The organism is Pseudomonas sp. UMAB-40 (assembly GCF_900095275.1).
GTDB classification, from domain to species: Bacteria; Pseudomonadota; Gammaproteobacteria; order Pseudomonadales; family Pseudomonadaceae; genus Aquipseudomonas; species Aquipseudomonas mandelii_B.
Window position 1 is genome coordinate 171,787 of sequence record NZ_LT607563.1, and the last position, 16,216, is coordinate 188,002.

General features: G+C 59.5%; 13 protein-coding genes. 2 read left to right on the forward strand and 11 right to left on the reverse strand.

The window, feature by feature from the left end:
• The first annotated feature begins 23 nt into the window (after positions 1-23).
• Both K0F88_RS19275 and K0F88_RS19280 read left to right on the forward strand, forming a co-directional pair.
• Positions 24-437, forward strand: a complete 414-nt coding sequence (locus K0F88_RS19275; protein WP_094470603.1) for a pilin — start codon at positions 24-26, stop codon at positions 435-437.
• 314 nt (positions 438-751) lie between these two features.
• Positions 752-1,105: a BON domain-containing protein gene (locus tag K0F88_RS19280; RefSeq protein ID WP_219096102.1), complete on the forward strand. Its 354-nt coding sequence runs from the start codon at positions 752-754 to the stop codon at positions 1,103-1,105.
• 283 nt (positions 1,106-1,388) lie between these two features.
• Here the strand turns inward: K0F88_RS19280 and K0F88_RS19285 are convergent, their stop codons facing one another.
• The 11 genes from K0F88_RS19285 to K0F88_RS19335 form a co-directional block, all read right to left on the reverse strand.
• Positions 1,389-1,685, reverse strand: a complete 297-nt coding sequence (locus K0F88_RS19285) for a DUF2845 domain-containing protein (RefSeq protein WP_094470605.1) — start codon at positions 1,683-1,685, stop codon at positions 1,389-1,391.
• The gene (locus K0F88_RS19290) at positions 1,685-4,639 is read right to left on the reverse strand and encodes a DUF748 domain-containing protein (RefSeq protein WP_219096103.1); all 2,955 of its coding nucleotides are present in this window, start codon (positions 4,637-4,639) and stop codon (positions 1,685-1,687) included. The genes K0F88_RS19285 and K0F88_RS19290 overlap by 1 nt, the downstream gene beginning before the upstream one ends.
• A gap of 104 nt (positions 4,640-4,743) precedes the next feature.
• Positions 4,744-5,760 (reverse strand): class I SAM-dependent rRNA methyltransferase, encoded by a 1,017-nt coding sequence (locus K0F88_RS19295; protein ID WP_219096104.1) that lies wholly within the window; start codon positions 5,758-5,760, stop codon positions 4,744-4,746.
• Positions 5,761-6,037: 277 nt separating this feature from the next.
• A complete protein-coding gene (gene acs / locus K0F88_RS19300; RefSeq protein WP_219096105.1) occupies positions 6,038-7,975 on the reverse strand; it encodes an acetate--CoA ligase in 1,938 nt (645 codons plus the stop codon).
• A gap of 166 nt (positions 7,976-8,141) precedes the next feature.
• Positions 8,142-9,806 carry a glucose-6-phosphate isomerase gene (gene pgi, locus K0F88_RS19305; protein ID WP_219096106.1) on the reverse strand — a complete coding sequence of 555 codons (1,665 nt, stop codon included), beginning with the start codon at positions 9,804-9,806 and terminating at the stop codon, positions 8,142-8,144.
• A gap of 225 nt (positions 9,807-10,031) precedes the next feature.
• Positions 10,032-10,412: an aspartate 1-decarboxylase gene (gene panD / locus K0F88_RS19310; RefSeq protein ID WP_003228271.1), complete on the reverse strand. Its 381-nt coding sequence runs from the start codon at positions 10,410-10,412 to the stop codon at positions 10,032-10,034.
• Positions 10,413-10,599: 187 nt separating this feature from the next.
• Positions 10,600-11,460, reverse strand: a complete 861-nt coding sequence (gene panC, locus K0F88_RS19315) for a pantoate--beta-alanine ligase (protein ID WP_219096107.1) — start codon at positions 11,458-11,460, stop codon at positions 10,600-10,602.
• The gene (gene panB / locus K0F88_RS19320; RefSeq protein ID WP_219096108.1) at positions 11,457-12,257 is read right to left on the reverse strand and encodes a 3-methyl-2-oxobutanoate hydroxymethyltransferase; all 801 of its coding nucleotides are present in this window, start codon (positions 12,255-12,257) and stop codon (positions 11,457-11,459) included. Before panB ends, panC begins: the two co-directional genes overlap by 4 nt.
• A 363-nt stretch (positions 12,258-12,620) precedes the next feature.
• Positions 12,621-13,106, reverse strand: a complete 486-nt coding sequence (gene folK / locus K0F88_RS19325; RefSeq protein WP_219096109.1) for a 2-amino-4-hydroxy-6-hydroxymethyldihydropteridine diphosphokinase — start codon at positions 13,104-13,106, stop codon at positions 12,621-12,623.
• A gap of 3 nt (positions 13,107-13,109) precedes the next feature.
• The gene (locus K0F88_RS19330) at positions 13,110-14,510 is read right to left on the reverse strand and encodes a polynucleotide adenylyltransferase PcnB (protein WP_219096110.1); all 1,401 of its coding nucleotides are present in this window, start codon (positions 14,508-14,510) and stop codon (positions 13,110-13,112) included.
• A 708-nt stretch (positions 14,511-15,218) separates the two neighbouring features.
• On the reverse strand, positions 15,219-16,216 hold a 998-nt coding region (locus K0F88_RS19335), incomplete at its 5' end, for a sigma-54-dependent Fis family transcriptional regulator (RefSeq protein ID WP_257605298.1).

Below are 16,216 nucleotides of genomic sequence, written 5' to 3' on the forward strand. Positions count from 1 at the left end.
CGACTCATGCATGGAGCCTGTCTATGAATACTCAAAAAGGTTTTACCCTGATCGAATTGCTGATCGTGGTAGCGATCATCGGGATTCTGGCGACGTTTGCGTTGCCGGCTTATTCGAAGTATCAAGCGCGTGCCAAGGTGACGGCCGGTCTGGCAGAGATCACAGCGTTGAAAGTCCCGTTTGAGGACCTTATGAACTCCGGTACCAATCCGGATCTGACGAAGGTCGGGGGAACAGCCACTACCTCTAACTGCACCACTACAGCTTCTGGCGTGGCGACTGATGGTACCGGTTCTATCGCTTGCACGATTCTTAATGCACCGGGTCCGGTTTTGAGCAAGACAATCACCCTGTCGCGCACGTTGGCTGGCTGGACATGCGCCACCACGGTTGCGCCTGATTACGCGCCGAAAGGTTGTAATGCCACCGGAACGTAGTTTCTCGGCGGCTTGACGAGTGCCCTGTCTGCAAAGACAGGGCATTTTTTTTGTCTGACGTAGGGGAAAACTCGTGAAAGAAAGAAATTCTCGACAATTCATGGCCTTAGGCCCACGTCAAAAACCGCAACTTGCATGTAGAGAATCTCGAAGTCATGCATTTTGCATGATTTCGAAAATCGGCCTGTTTCATAAGTAACTGTTTTATAAGGAATTATTTCCTGTCTCAAAGTTGGCACAGCGTTCGCAATATACCCAGTAACCCTGCTGACAAGACACGCAGCAGACTTTCTAGAAAAACAGGAGTTACTCGTATGAAGAAGTTCGCTATCGCTGCCGCTACTGCTACCGCGCTGACCCTGACCATGGCCAACGCTGCATTCGCTCAAACCCAGGTGACCCAGGCTCCAATGGTCCTGGCAGCCGGTGAAGTGACCAAAGCCAAAGAAGCTACCTCCGATACCTGGATCACCACCAAAGTCAAAAGTGACCTGGTAACTGAAAAAGGCATTCCTGGTACCGATATCAAAGTCGAAACCAACAAAGGTGTTGTATCCCTGTCGTCCACCGTTGCGGTGACTGACGCTCAGAAAGCCACCGCTGTGGCGATCACCAAGAAAATCAAAGGCGTCAAAGCGGTATCCGCTGACGGCCTGAAAGCCGAGTAAGGCAAGACTTCTCGCCTGGACTGGGAGAAGGCGCGGCAGGCGGGCCGAGCAATACGCCAGCCGCATCTGGAGAGTTCATGCGAAAGGCCACAAGGATGTGGCCATTACAGGCCTCCGACATTCGTGTCGGGGGCCTGTTCTATTGTGGGCGTCGCAAAAACCAATGTGGGAGTGAGCCTGCTCGCGATAGCGGTGTGTCCGTCAACATCAATGCTGAATGACACACCGCCATCGCGAGCAGGCTCGCTCCCACATTGGTATGTGCCCACTTTGGATTGTGGGTTCAGTTACCGCGTTTACTGGTGATCTGTTTCAGACGATTACCTTCAAACCGCAGGTATTGATACATCCCGCCATTGGGCCCGTAGGTCCATTCCTCGACCTGAAACTCTTCCCGCCGGTTGGCGCTGCGCTTGTAGCCCAGCAGATCGCGGCTGACGGGTTCACCGCACTTCTGCAGCACCTCGCTGGACCTGTCCCCGACGCTGACCAATTGGCTGCCGCAGCGCAGGGTATCGGCCGCCGAGGCCTGACCGGCCGCCAGCGCCAGGGTCAGGCTGATCAGCAATCGTCTGATCATCACTCGGCATCCAGGTGCATCGGTGTTACCACCCGACCGTCACTTTCGGCCTCGCCCAGTTGGGCGTCGATGAAGTAGACGCGGTCATCGGCCATCTGGGCCTTGTCCACCAGATAATCCTTGATGCTGCTGGCGCGTTCCTGGCCCAGTTGGCGCAGCAACACATCGCTGGTGCTCCAGAATTTGATCACGTCTGCGCGCATTTTAACGGTGCGTTCTTCCTTGCCCAGATCCTTCCATTCAGCCGGTGGCTGAGTCTTCAGGCGCGTGCGGTAGATCCCTTCCAACAGCGGACCTTTCTCGCCGTCCGGCACTTGCAGCAACGAAGCCTGGGCCGGAACCTTGTCACCGCGTCGCTGGAGCATTTTGTAGTAGTTGTACTGATATTCGCGCTCAAGCCGTTGCTCGGCAATCAGTGGGCCGTCGCTTTTGGCGGCCGCGGTGCCTTCGATTTCCAGGCGCAGGGCAGGACGTTCCTTGAGGGCCTGGGACAGTTTGACCAACGAACCCTCGGCGTCCTTGCTCAGCTCACTCGAGCCCGGCGCAAACGAGACAGTGCCCAAATCTTCGGAACCGCCGCCACTGACCAGCCCGCCAATCATTTTGAACGGCGCGGCAGCCGCCTTGACGATCAGGTTGCGCAGGGTCTGCCAGACAATCGGCATGACGCTGAACTGCGGGTTGTTCAAGTCGCCGGTTACCGGCAGCTCGATGGAAATCTTGCCGTCGACGTCCTTGAGCAACGCGATCGCCAGTTTCAGCGGCAGGCTTACAGCGTCCGGACTGTCGACTTTCTCACCCAGTTGCAGCTGCTCGACGACCACTTTGTTCTCGGCCTTGAGCTGGCCCTTGACGATGATGTAGTGCAGGTCGAGATTGAGCCGGCCCTTGCGGATACGGTAACCGGCGAACTTGCCGGAGTAGGGCGTCAGCGTGGTCAATTCCACGCGTTTGAAACTGGTGGCGATGTCGAGGCTGGACATCGGGTCGAACGGATTGACCGAACCCTTGATGGTCACGGGCGCGTAGCGGTCGACCTTGCCTTTGATATCGACGGTGGCCGGTTTTGCCTGCCGGCTGTCGATGGTGCCGATCTGCCCGTTGAGCTGCTGCACGGCCGTGGCGAAGTTCGGAGTCAGGCTGAAGTCGGCGAAGTTCGCCGAACCGTCATTGATGGCAATGCCGCCAATGTGAATGCCCAGCGGTTTGTCCTTGCTGGCGGGTTTGGCTGCGGCGGTCTTGGCAACTCCGGTGTCGGCCGGTTGCGGGATCAGCAGGTCATCGATGTTGGTGGTGCGGTCATCGTTGATCATGAAACGCACGTAAGGCTGGAACAGGTTGACCTTGTCGATCGACAGGCTGTCGCCGTGTTGATAGTTCAGACCTTCGAGCACCAACTGCTGCCACTTGAGGAAGTCGCGGGTCTTGAGGGTGTCGAGGGTGTGCAGTTGATCGACCTGCGCTTTACCGGTGACGCTGAACGCCAATGGCTCGGTGCTTTTCAGATCGACCGCCAGATCACTGCCGAGCATGCCGCTGCGCAGTTCCAGGCGAATGAACGGGTTGATGTAGGACTGGGCGACACGCAGGTCGATGTCCTTGGTCTGCACGTTCAATTTGGCGCTGACCGGTGCCAGGTTAACCACGCCGTCGGCCATGAGCTTGCCTTGTTTGCCCACGCCAGTGTCGAGCTTGAGGTTAAAAGGCGAGCCGTTGAGGCTGTCGAAGTTCTGCAAGTCGAGGTTCAGCGGGCCGACATCCAACGCAACGGCGGGTTGTGCCTTGCGGTCGGCCAGATGCACCTGGTAGTTGCGCAGTTGTACGTCTTTGAGCAGGACTTGCCACGGTTTGCTCGGTGGCGCGGGTTCGGCTTTGGGCGAATCGGCTGCCGCCGGAGTTTTCGCCGGTTCGGCGTTGGCTTTGACCGCTGCTTTGGACGGTTGGCTGGCGAACAGTTTTTGCCAGTCGAGTTGCCCATCGGCTTCCAGGGCGGCCCAGGTTTCCAGTTTATTGCTACGGATCTTGCCGACCACCACTTGCTGTTTGGCGAGGTCCACCGTGGTTTCGCTGATGTCCAGACGTTCGAGTTTCGCCAGCGGTCGACCATCTGGGGCGTTGATGGCGAATGGCGCGATGCTGACGGCGACGTTACTTAGCAGCAGCTCGGTTTCCTTGGACAGGTTGAGTTTGTAGTCGGTGCTCAGGTTGACGACGCCGTCTTTGAGCACCAGAGGCAAAGCGTCACGCACATAGGGCCAAAAGGCTTTCATCTTGCCGTCGGTGATCTTCAGCTTACCTTCGGAGGCAATCGGGATCAGGCTGAAGTTACCGGTCCAGTCGATCTGTCCACCGGCCGGGCCGACGGCCACCAACGTCATGTCGGCACTGTCTTCGGGCAGGGTGCTGAGGTTTTTCAGTTCGAAGTCGAGCTTGTCGTAGAGGAATTCGATGGGTTCGCTGGGGCGTGCATCCTGGAAGTGCACATTGCCGCCAGCCAGCTTGATCCGTTCCACGCGCAACGGGAATGGCTTGGCGTTCGGGTCGGCTGGGGTCGGTTCGCTGGCGGGGAGTTTGAACAGGCCAAGCAGATTGAGTTTGCCGTCCTTGCCGAAAAGGATTTCGGTCTTGGGTTTGTCCAGTTCGATATCGGACAGGTGCAACGCCTTGGTCCACAGGCTGTCGATCTGCAGGTTGGCATACAGGCGTTCAAAGCCGACCTGTTCCTTGCCCGGCTCGCCGATGACCAGACCCCAGAGGGTCACTTCCAGGCTGAAAGGGTTGAGTTCGATCCGGGAAATCGTGGCGGGCATCGTGGCGTAGCTGGCCAATTGCTGGTTGGCGACCCGCAACGCAATGCCCGGCAAAATCAGAAACCCCAGCAGGCTGTAAAGGGCCAGAGCAGTCAACAAAGCGCCAATAGCGCGAATCAATCCTTTGGGCATGTGCGGCTTCATCTGTCTGAATCGGAGTGCGTTGGAGTATGGCACGCGATTCCGGTTCCGAAGTGATCGCACTCTTCTGGTTTTTCAGAAATTAGCGTAGGAATTTTCCTGCGTGATCAGAGTTGCAGAATCAACGTTTTCAGCGGCGGCTGTTGATCCATCGACGGGAAATCGCCGCCCGGTTTCATGACGGTCCACTCACGCACCGGCCGCCCGGCCTTCTCCGCGCAACGCAAAACCTGCTCGCGCCAATCGTCCATGCTGACCTTTGCCAGGTTGTTGCAGCAGATCAGCACGCCGTTGTCGGCGGTGGTCAGCAGCGCGGGCTTGAGCAGACTCTGGTAGTCGCGCAGCAGGTCGACCGTGCCGAACGCGCTCTTGGCCCAGGCGGGTGGATCGAGCAGCACCAGGTCGTACTGACGCTGGTCGAGACGCGTGTAACTCGGCAGTTTCTGCCCGCGCCGCTGACTGATCGGCAGCCCCGCCAGTTGGCGGATGGCCGGGAAGTAATCGGACTGGATGAACTCCATCGCAGGCAATTGCGGATTGAGCAGACCGTTCTCGCGGCCGACCGCCAGATTGCCCTCGGCGAAGTCCAGGTTGCACACCTCACGTGCCCCACCGGCCGCAGCACTCAGGCCGACACCACAGGTGTAGGCAAACAGGTTCAGCACGCTTTTGTTTTTGCTGTGCTCCTTGACCCAGCCGCGGGTGTTGCGCAGATCAAGGAACAGCAGCGGATCCTGACCGGCATGACGCCCGCGAACCCGGTAGTTCAGGCCCCATTCGTGGCCGATCAGGTCTTGCAGGGCCGCCTCGTGGGCGCGGTAGACCGTGTCTTCGCGGTCGATACGCGAGTTGCCCCGGGAGCGGTCGTTGTAGACCAGCAGCGTATCGAGGCCAAGGTGTTGATTGACGGTCTCGTGCAGTTGCAGCAACGCGTCACGTTCCAGCGCCTGGTGGAAGCTTTGCACCAGCAATTGCGGGCCGTAGCGGTCGATGGTCAGGCCACCGGCGCCTTCCTGGCTGCCGTGGAACAGGCGATAGCAATCGGTGCCTTGCTGATGCAGCTCGGCGAGCAGGTCCTGGCGATGATCGAGGGCGGCGCGCAGCGCCTGATTCAAGGAAGACATGCTGGCGCCTTGCAGGAGGGGAATTTGGCGCGGGAGTTTAACAGTATTGCACCTGATCCCGAGCCACTGATCGTTCCCCATGGTCAGTGGCTTTCTGTGGCCAATGGGGTTTTGTGCACCAAGGGCTTTTGTGGCGAGGGGGCTTGTCGGAAGGCCGCATCGCCCCGTTGGGCTGCGAAGCAGCCCCAGAATGTCGAGTGTTTGCGAAATCGTGCCAGTGCTGCGCACTGGAACGGGGGCAAGCCCCCTCGCCACAGTTAGTGCATAGCACCAGAAGTTACTGGTTCAGGCGTTTATCCACCAACTCTTGCACCACGCTCGGGTCGGCCAGGGTCGAGGTGTCCCCCAGGCTGTCCAGTTCGTTGCAGGCGATCTTGCGCAGGATGCGCCGCATGATCTTGCCCGAGCGGGTTTTCGGCAAGGCCGGGGCCCATTGGATCAAGTCCGGTTTGGCGAAACTGCCGATCTCCTTGCTGACGTGGGCCAGCAGTTCTTTCTTCAATTCGTCATTGGGTTCGGTGCCGTTCATGGGCGTGACAAAGGCGTAGATGCCCTGGCCCTTGAGGTCGTGGGGATAACCGACCACTGCCGCTTCGGCGATGCTGTCGTGCAGCACCAGGGCGCTTTCTACTTCGGCAGTGCCGATGCGGTGCCCGGAGACGTTGATCACGTCGTCGATGCGCCCGGTGATCCAGTAATCGCCATCCTCATCGCGCCGCGCGCCGTCGCCGGTGAAGTAGTAGCCGGGGTAGGGTTTGAAGTAGGTGTCGGCCATCCGTTGCGGATCGCCATAGACGCTACGGATCTGCGCCGGCCAGCTGGATTTGATCGCCAGCACGCCACTGCCGGCGCCTTTGATTTCCTTGCCCGTTTCATCCAGCAGCACCGGTTGCACGCCAAACATCGGTTGGGTTGCGCAACCGGGTTTGATCCGTTGCGCGCTGACCAGTGGACTGAGCATGATGCCGCCGGTTTCGGTCTGCCACCAGGTGTCGACGATCGGGCAGCGTTGTTCGCCGACGACGTTGAAGTACCAATCCCACGCTTCCGGGTTGATCGGCTCACCGACGCTGCCGAGTAATCTGAGGCTCTGGCGAGAAGTTTCCTTCAACGGCTCGGGGCCTTCACGCATCAGCGAGCGCAGGGCAGTCGGGGCGGTGTAGAAAATGTTGACGTGGTGTTTGTCGATCACCTGCCAGAAGCGCGAACTGCTCGGGTAACTCGGCACGCCTTCGAAGATCAGCGTGGTCGCGCCGTTGGCCAGCGGGCCATAGACAATGTAACTGTGGCCGGTGACCCAGCCGACGTCGGCGGTGCACCAGAAGACTTCGCCATCGCGGTAGTCGAGCACGTACTTGAAGGTCATCGCCGCTTGCAGCAGATAGCCGCCGGTGGTGTGCAGCACGCCTTTGGGTTTGCCGGTGCTGCCGGAGGTGTAGAGGATGAACAGCGGGTCCTCGGCGTCCATGGGTTCCGGCGGGCAATCGTCGCTGACGTCGCGCAGCGCTTGGTGATACCAGAGATCGCGACCTTCAACCCAGTCCACTTTGCCTTGGGTGCGCTCGACGACGATGACGGTGCTGACGTTCGGGCAACTTTGCAGCGCCTCGTCGACCTTCTGCTTGAGCGGCACGTATTTGCCGCCGCGCACGCCTTCATCGGCGGTGATCACCGTGCGGCAGTCGGCGTCGAGAATCCGGTCGCGCACAGCGTCTGGAGAGAAGCCGCCGAACACCACCGAATGCACCGCGCCAATCCGCGTACACGCGAGCATGGCGTAGGCCGCTTCGGGAATCATCGGCATGTAGATGCACACGCGGTCACCCTTTTTCACGCCACGGCTTTTGAGCACGTTGGCCAGGCGACAGACGTTGTGATGGAGTTTCTTGTAGGTGATCTGCGCGGATTCGGCGGGGTCGTCGCCTTCCCAGAGGATGGCGATCTGATCGCCGCGTTTTTCCAGGTGACGGTCGATGCAGTTGTAACTGACGTTCAACTGGCCACCGGCAAACCAGCTGGCCTCGCCGGTTTTCAGGTTATAGCGCTGGACGGTGTCCCACGGCGTGCTCCAGTCGAGAAAGCGGGTGGCTTGCTCGGCCCAGAACTCAGTGGGGTGCTCGATGGATTGGCGGTAGAGGCGGTGGTAGTCGTCTTGACTCAAGTGTGCAGCCCGGCGGACGGCATCGGCTTTGGGGAACGTGCTGATATCGAACATGACGGTTCCTTATTCTTGTTTTGCGACAAGAGGGGAGCTGCGCGACCCTCGTAGGAGCCGGCTTGCTGGCGAAGCGGTGTGTCATTCAACTTTTTGTCGACTGATACACCGCTTCGCCAGCAAGCCGGCTCCTACAAGGTTAGTACCCCGCAGGAACGGCGTCAGATCATCCGCGGTGACGACCGCGGAAGTAGTTGATCAGGCCTTGGGTGGAAGCATCGTCAGCCGGGGTTTCTTCGCTGCCAACAAGGCGGTTGTAGACGCCTTTGCCCAGTTCTTTACCCAGCTCCACGCCCCACTGATCGAAGGCATTGATGCCCCAGACCACGCTTTGCACGAAGACTTTATGTTCGTACATCGCCACCAGCGCACCGAGTCGACGGGGGCTGATGCGCTCGACCACGAGGGTGTTGCTCGGACGGTTGCCCGGGATCACCTTGTGCGGCGCGATTTTGTGCACCTCTTCTTCGCTCATGCCTTTGTCGCGCAACTCGGCTTCGGCCTCGGCAAGGGTCTTGCCCAGCATCAGCGCCTGGCTTTGCGACAGGCAGTTGGCGTACAGCCACTGGTGGTGGTCGGACACCGGGTTGAAGCTGACAATCGGCACGATGAAGTCGGCCGGAATCAGTTGGGTGCCCTGGTGCAGCAACTGGTGATACGCGTGCTGACCGTTGCAACCCACGCCGCCCCAGATCACCGGGCCGGTATCGGTGGACACTGGCGTACCGTCCTGGCGCACGCTCTTGCCGTTGGATTCCATGTCCAGCTGTTGCAAGTGCTTGGTGATGTTGCGCAGGTAGTGGTCGTAAGGCAGGATCGCGTGGCTTTGCGCACCCCAGAAGTTGCCGTACCAGACGCCGAGCAATGCGAGCAGCACCGGCATGTTCTGTTCGAATGGCGCACTCTGGAAATGCTGGTCCATGGTGTAGGCACCGGACAGCAGTTCCTTGAAGTTCGACATGCCGATGGCCAGCGCGATGGGCAAGCCGATGGCCGACCACAGCGAGTAACGGCCGCCGACCCAGTCCCACATCGGGAAGATGTTTTCTTCGCGGATACCGAACGCCACGGCCGCCGCATTGTTGCTGGATACGGCGATGAAGTGACGATACAACTCAGCTTCCGAACCGCCCTGAGCCAGATACCAGGCGCGAGCGGCCTGGGCATTTTTCAGGGTTTCGAGGGTGTTGAAAGATTTCGACGAAACGATGAACAGCGTGGTTTCAGCGCGCAGCTTCATGGTCAGTTCGTGGAACTCACTGCCATCGATGTTCGCCAGGTAATGGCAACGCACGCCTTTCTGGGCGTAGGACAGCAGCGCTTCAGACACCAGCTCAGGGCCGAGGAACGAGCCACCGATGCCAATGTTCACCACGTCAGTGATCGGCTTCTCGGTGTAACCGCGCCACAAACCGTCGTGGATGCGGCCGACGAGGTCGGTGATCTGGTTCAGCACTTTGTGCACTTCAGGCATCACGTTGACGCCGTTCACCGACAGCTTGTCGCCGACCGGGCGGCGCAGGGCGGTGTGCAGGGCTGGACGACCTTCCGACGAGTTGACGATTTCGCCGTCGAACAGCGACTTGATCGCGCCCTTGAGGTCGACTTCATTGGCCAGGCCCACCAGCAGATTGCGGGTCTCGGCGTTGATCAGGTTCTTCGAGTAATCGAGAAACAGGCCGCAGCTGCTGAGGGTGAATTGAGTAAAACGCTGCGGATCGGCATTGAAAGCCTCGCGCATGCTGAAATCCTGCATGGCTTGGCGGTGGTCATTCAGCGCTTGCCAGGCGGGCAGAGCGGTCACGTCGTGAGGAGTGCGGTAGTACGCCATCGCTGCGGGTTTCCTTTTTACTTGAACGGCTTTTTTGAACACTGAAAATCCCGGCGCGCCGTGGGCAGGCGTCCGGTCAACTGCGTCGACACGATTTCAATGACACAGGGCGAATACAGTAAACCTCGCGCTGCGATCTGTCTTGACTTTGTCTAACACGTTCCCGGTACTTTTTTATACACAAAGCAGGGAACGGTTCGACAAACGGGAGTGGCGTCGGTTCGATCAGGCGACCTGAACCGGAATGGCATTGCTGGTGTGGCTCAGCTCATTGCCCGGCGCCATGTAGAGCATGCGCGGCTTGAAATTGAGCAGCTCGGCTTCGCTGTAATGCGCGTAAGCGCAGATGATCACCCGATCACCGACCTTGGCCTTGTGCGCTGCAGCACCGTTGACCGAGATCATGCGCGAACCTTCTTCGCCACGAATCGCGTAGGTGGTGAAGCGTTCGCCGTTGTCGACGTTATAAATCTGGATCTGTTCATATTCACGGATACCGGACAAGTCCAGCCATTCGCCGTCGATGGCGCAAGAACCTTCGTAATCGAGAACGGCGTGCGTGACTTCGGCGCGATGCAGCTTGGCTTTGAGCATGATGGCGTGCATGAGTGTTTTCCCAGGTCGGAATCGAACGGCGGGCAGTTTGCCCGAAGGCAATGTGGGCAGCAATACAAGGCGCGAGGGAGCAGCCCTCTGTAGGAGCCGGCTTGCTGGCGATGGCCTCACCGCGGTGCATCTGCCGGACCGAGGTGATGTCATCGCCAGCAAGCCGGCTCCTACAGGGGATTTGTGTTCAGGCGGGAGCGTCGAGGTTCAGGTGCAGGTTGTCGATGAGCCGTGTGGTGCCGAGGAACGCCGCCACCAGAATCACCAGGTCCCGATCCTCCGGGGTCGCCGGGCGCAAGGTTTGCGCGTGACGAATCTCCAGGTAATCGGTGCGCAAACCCGCCGCTTCGAGCTGCTGGATCTGGGCGTCGATCAGCGCCGGGAAATCCCGCTCGCCCTGTTTGATCGCCTCGGCAATCTGGCTCAGGCCGCGATACACCACCGGCGCAACGGCGCGCTGCTCTTCGCTGAGGAAACCATTGCGCGACGACAGCGCCAGGCCATCGGCCGCCCGTACGGTCGGTTCGCCAATGATCTGCACCGGCATGTTCAGGTCATGGACCAGGGATTTGATCACCGCCAGTTGCTGGAAGTCTTTCTGGCCGAAGATCGCCAGGTCCGGCTGGACCATGTTGAACAGCTTGCTGACGACCGTCGCGACGCCTTCAAAATGCCCGGGGCGGCTGGCGCCGCAGAGGCCTTCGGAGAGTTGCGGGACGCTGACGCGGGTCTGGCCGGCCATGCCGTCGGGGTACATTTCTTCGACGGTGGGCGCAAACAGCAAGTGGCAACCGGCCTGGAGCAGTTTCTCCTGGTCAGCCGCCAGGGTCCGCGGGTACTTGTCGAGGTCTTCGCCAGCGCCGAATTGCAGCGGATTGACGAAAATGCTCGCGACCACGAAATCCGCCCGTTGGGAGGCTTTGGCAATCAGCGCGATATGACCGCTGTGCAGGTTGCCCATAGTCGGGACGAAGGCAATACGCTTGCCTTCGCCACGGGCGCGAGCAACGGCAGCCCGGAGTTCGCGGACGGTTTTGACGGTGTTCATGCAGAGAATCCGTGTTCGATCCCAGGGAAAGTAGCTGCTTTGACTTCACTGACGTAGGCGCTCAGTGCAGCGTGAATGCTGGACTGGCCGTTCATGAAGTTCTTTACGAATTTAGGTACGCGGCCGGTAATGGACAGGCCAAGCATGTCGTGCAGGACCAGGACCTGGCCATCGGTGTCGCTGCCGGCACCGATGCCGATCACCGGAATGCCCACTGCCTGGGTAATTTCCTGGGCCAATTCGCTCGGTACGCACTCAAGCAACAGCATGGCGGCACCGGCCTGTTCCAGGGCGATGGCGTCGGCGCGCATCTGCCGCGCCTGATTCTCGCTGCGGCCCTGGACTTTGTAACCGCCCAGCATGTTCACCGATTGCGGTGTCAGGCCCATGTGTGCGCACACCGGGATGCCACGTTCGGCCAGCAGGCGGATCGAGTCGGCGAGCCACAATGCGCCTTCAACCTTGACCATGTGCGCACCGGCCTGCATCAACAGGGCGCTGTTGCTCATGGCTTGTTCGGTGGTGGCGTAGGCCATGAACGGCAGGTCGGCGAGGATCAGCGCATCGGCGTTGCCGCGTTTGACGGAAGCCACGTGGTAAGCCATTTCCGCGGTGGTCACCGGCAGGGTGCTGTCGTGACCTTGCAGAACCATGCCGAGGGAGTCGCCCACCAGCAGCACTTCGACGCCAGCCTGATTACAGGCGTGGGCGAAGGTCGCGTCATAGCAGGTCAGCATGGTGATTTTTTCACCTTTTTGCTTGAGACCTTGCAGAGTGGTCAGGGTGATGGCTGGCATGAAAAGTTCCTCATTCAGGCGCTTGGAAACTACTGCGAGTAACGCGCGTGATTCTTCGTTAAATACAGGCGCACGCTCTGATGTCGTGCTTTTAAGGCCTGGATTGCGCCCTTCAACGCCGTGTTGGCGGCAGCGGGACGCCTATAGTCGTGAGGAGAACTCGGGAAGTCAATTGCATGTGTTACCGCATTGTTACGCGGGGGGTGTTACCGGGGTAACTGATGCGATTCAGCAGATGCAATCTGTTGTTCAACACAAAACCAATGTGGGAGCGAGCTTGCTCGCGATGGCGGTGTATCAGCCAACATCAATGTTGAATGGGCTACCGCTATCGCGAGCAAGCTCGCTCCCACAGGATTGGTTTCAATTTTGGGGGAGGCGTTCCAGGCCGACGAATGGGCAGGCTGCGAGCAAATCACTCAGGCTGCGGCCATCCGGGAGACGCAGCTCCGCAGGCGCCAGTTCGGCCAGCGGATACAGAACAAAGGCCCGTTCTTGCATATGGTAGTGCGGCACCTTGAGGCGCGGTTCGTCGATCAGGCGATCGCCAAACAGCACGATATCGAGGTCCAGCGTGCGCGGCCCCCAACGTTCAAGACGCTCGCGGCCCTGTCCGTTCTCGATGGCTTGCAGCGCATCAAGCAGGTCCAGCGGCGGGAGCGTGCTGTCGAGGGCGGCGACCGCGTTGGTGTAACGCGGCTGGCCGGGCAGGAGCGAGTCGCTTTGATAAAACCCGGACACCTCGACCAGTTGGGTCTGCGGCAACTGCGCCAGCGCCTCGACGGCGCTGCGCAATTGTTCGGCAGGGTCAGCCAGATTGCTGCCCATGCCGATGTAGATGCGTTCCATGGATTACTCGCCCGTGGCACTCGGTGCGCCAGCTGCGCGTTTGCGCTTGGCGCCACCACTGCGACGACGTTTGCGGGGTGCGCCAGTGCCTTCATCCTTGCCGCTGAGGTCGCGGATCATGTCCCGGCGCTCACTGTCATTGGCGTCCTGATAGTCGGTCCACCATTCGCCCAGGCCATCGGTCTGCTCGCCAGCGCTTTCGCGCAGCAGCAGGAAGTCGTAACCGGCGCGGAACCGTGGATTGTCCAGCAACAGGTCGGCACGCTTGCCGCTGCGGCGCGGAAGGCGTTCCTGCATGTCCCAGATCTCGCGGATCGGCATGGTGAAACGTTTCGGAATCGCGATCCGCTGGCACTGCTCGGCAATCAGCTCGTGAGCGGCTTCCTGCATCGCCGGAATCGGTGGCATGCCACGTTCTTGCAGGCGCAGGACGCGGGCCGGCAGGGCAGGCCACAACAGGGCTGCAAACAGGAACGCCGGGGTCACCGGTTTGTTCTGTTTGATCCGCAGGTCGGTGTTGATCAACGCTTCGCTGATCAAGGTGTGGGTGTACGTCGGGTTGTATTCCAACGCCTCGGCACTGGCCGGGAACAGCGGATCGAACAGCTGCAAGTCGACCAGCATCTCGAAGGTGTCCGCGGCATGGCCGGAGAGGAACAGCTTGAGCACTTCTTCGAACAGACGGGCTGACGGGATTTCGCGCAGCATCGGCGCCAGTTCACGGATTGGCGCGGCGCTATGCTTTTCGATGCCGAAGTTCAGCTTGGCGGCGAAACGCACGGCTCGCAGCATCCGCACCGGGTCTTCCTGGTAGCGTTGCTTCGGATCGCCGATCAGGCGGATCAGGTGATTGCGGATGTCGTGTACGCCATTGGCGTAATCGAGAATGCGCTCGCTGACCGGATCGTAATACAAGGCATTGATGGTGAAGTCGCGGCGTTGCGCGTCTTCTTCCAGCGTGCCGTAGACGTTATCGCGCAGGATGCGCCCGCTCTCGTTACGGGAAGACTGATTGCTGTCTTCTTCCTCGTCGTTTTGCGGGTGATTGGCGCGGAAGGTCGCGACTTCGATGATTTCGCGGCCAAAGTGGATATGCACCAGTTTGAAGCGGCGACCGATGATCCGCGCGTTGCGGAATTCGGCCCGCACCTGCTCAGGCGTGGCACTGGTGGCGACGTCGAAATCTTTTGGCGTGATGCCCAGGAGCATGTCACGCACGCAGCCGCCGACCAGGTAGGCCTGGTAACCGGCGTTCTGCAGGCGTTCGACGATGTTCACCGCGTAACGGCTGAATTGGGCCTTTTGCAGCGAATGTTGGCCGCTGTTGAGCACTTCAGGCGTACTGCGAATGTGTTGCGTATGACGCTTGGGAGAACGGAATGACTGGAACAACTTCTTCAGCATGGGATGCACTGTTTGAAGGAATGTTCGGCCATAACGAAGAATGACCGCATGATGGGCGGGGATTCTAGCATTTAGTCGGGGGATGGTGTAGGAAGCTGCGTAAGCACTTGAGGGAGATGTCTGAGGCAGGGCAAACGCCGGAAACTACAAGGGGAGCCGAAGCTCCCCAAGAAAGTAGTTGCATGCTCTATTTTTATTTTTGAGTCGGGCTTTTTGTTTTTATTAAGTGCCCTCGCCATGAAGTGTTTCCTTCATGACCCTCCCAATCGGGAGCCAAGAGCAAACGGATTGCTTTGGTCGCTGTGTTGCAGTGATCCTTCGATCCAACCAGTTCAGGCACTGTCTTAGGACAGTTTTTTATTATTCTCGGCCTGGTCGTGGGGCAAGCCCCAAATACAACGCCTCTCCAAAAGAATCAGTTAGCTGCGCCTCTCGCCGTCTTGTTTTTATTGTGCGTGAGTCGATTCGTCTTATTTTTATTGTCTTGTGCATTGCTTGTTATTGTTCTTGTACTGAACATATAGCAGGGTGCGTGCCAACTTTTGTGAGGTCCAGCAAAATAAGGGGGCAGGCGGGCTGGCAGGGTTTTCGAGGCCGAAAAAAACCGGGGCTTCGTTACCGTAAGCCCCGGCTTCTGTTACGTGAAAAGACTGAGGTAACAGTTTTTTCACAAAGTCATGTGTTACCCGCACATCAGACAGGCGCGGTTCAGCTCTCGCTGGCGACCCCGGTCTTACGCCGCGGGATACCCAGGCGCTGACGACGTTCCCACAGGCACTTGCGACTCACCCCGAGTTTGCGGGCCAGTTCGGTTTCAGTCATGTGGTCCTGATGCTCAAGCACGAAGTGCTGGAAGTAGTCTTCCAGCGACAGGTCTTCGGTGGGCTCATGATTGTTGTTGCTGGCGCCGTTGCCCTGTTGCGGCGGCAGGCCGATGAAGTCGTCGTCTTCCAGGTCGCTCAGTTCGATGTCGATCCCCAGCAGCTCGGCGGAAATCTCCGGGCTCTCGCACAGAATGACAGCGCGCTCTACCGCGTTTTCCAGTTCACGAACGTTACCCGGCCAGGAGTAATGACGGATCGCCTGTTCGGCATCCGCGGCGAATTTCAGATCGGTGCGGTTGACCCGCGCGCTCTGTCGCGCCAGGAAGGCATTGGCGATTTCGTTGACGTCGGCGCCGCGCTCGCGCAGGGCCGGCAGTTTCAGGGCGATCACGTGGAGGCGGTAGTACAAGTCTTCACGGAACTGACCGATCTTCGCCAGGCTCTTGAGGTCCCGGTGAGTCGCAGCGATCAGGCGCACATCGACTTTCTGTGACTGGACCGAACCGACCCGGCGAATTTCGCCTTCCTGCAACACGCGCAGCAAGCGGGCCTGGGCTTCCAGTGGCAGTTCGCCGATTTCGTCGAGAAACAACGTGCCGCCGTCCGCCGCTTCCACCAGACCGGCACGCCCGGCGCTGGCGCCAGTGAACGCGCCTTTTTCGTGGCCGAACAGTTCGGACTCGATCAGGCTTTCCGGAATGGCTGCACAGTTCACCGAAATCATCGGCGCCTTGGCGCGTTTGGACAGGTTGTGCAGGGCGCGGGCCACCAGTTCTTTACCGGTACCGGATTCGCCCTGGATCAGGACATTGGAATCGGTCGGCGCGACTTTGCGGATCTTGCTGTACAGGTCCTGCATCGGCGGGCACGAGCCGATGATGC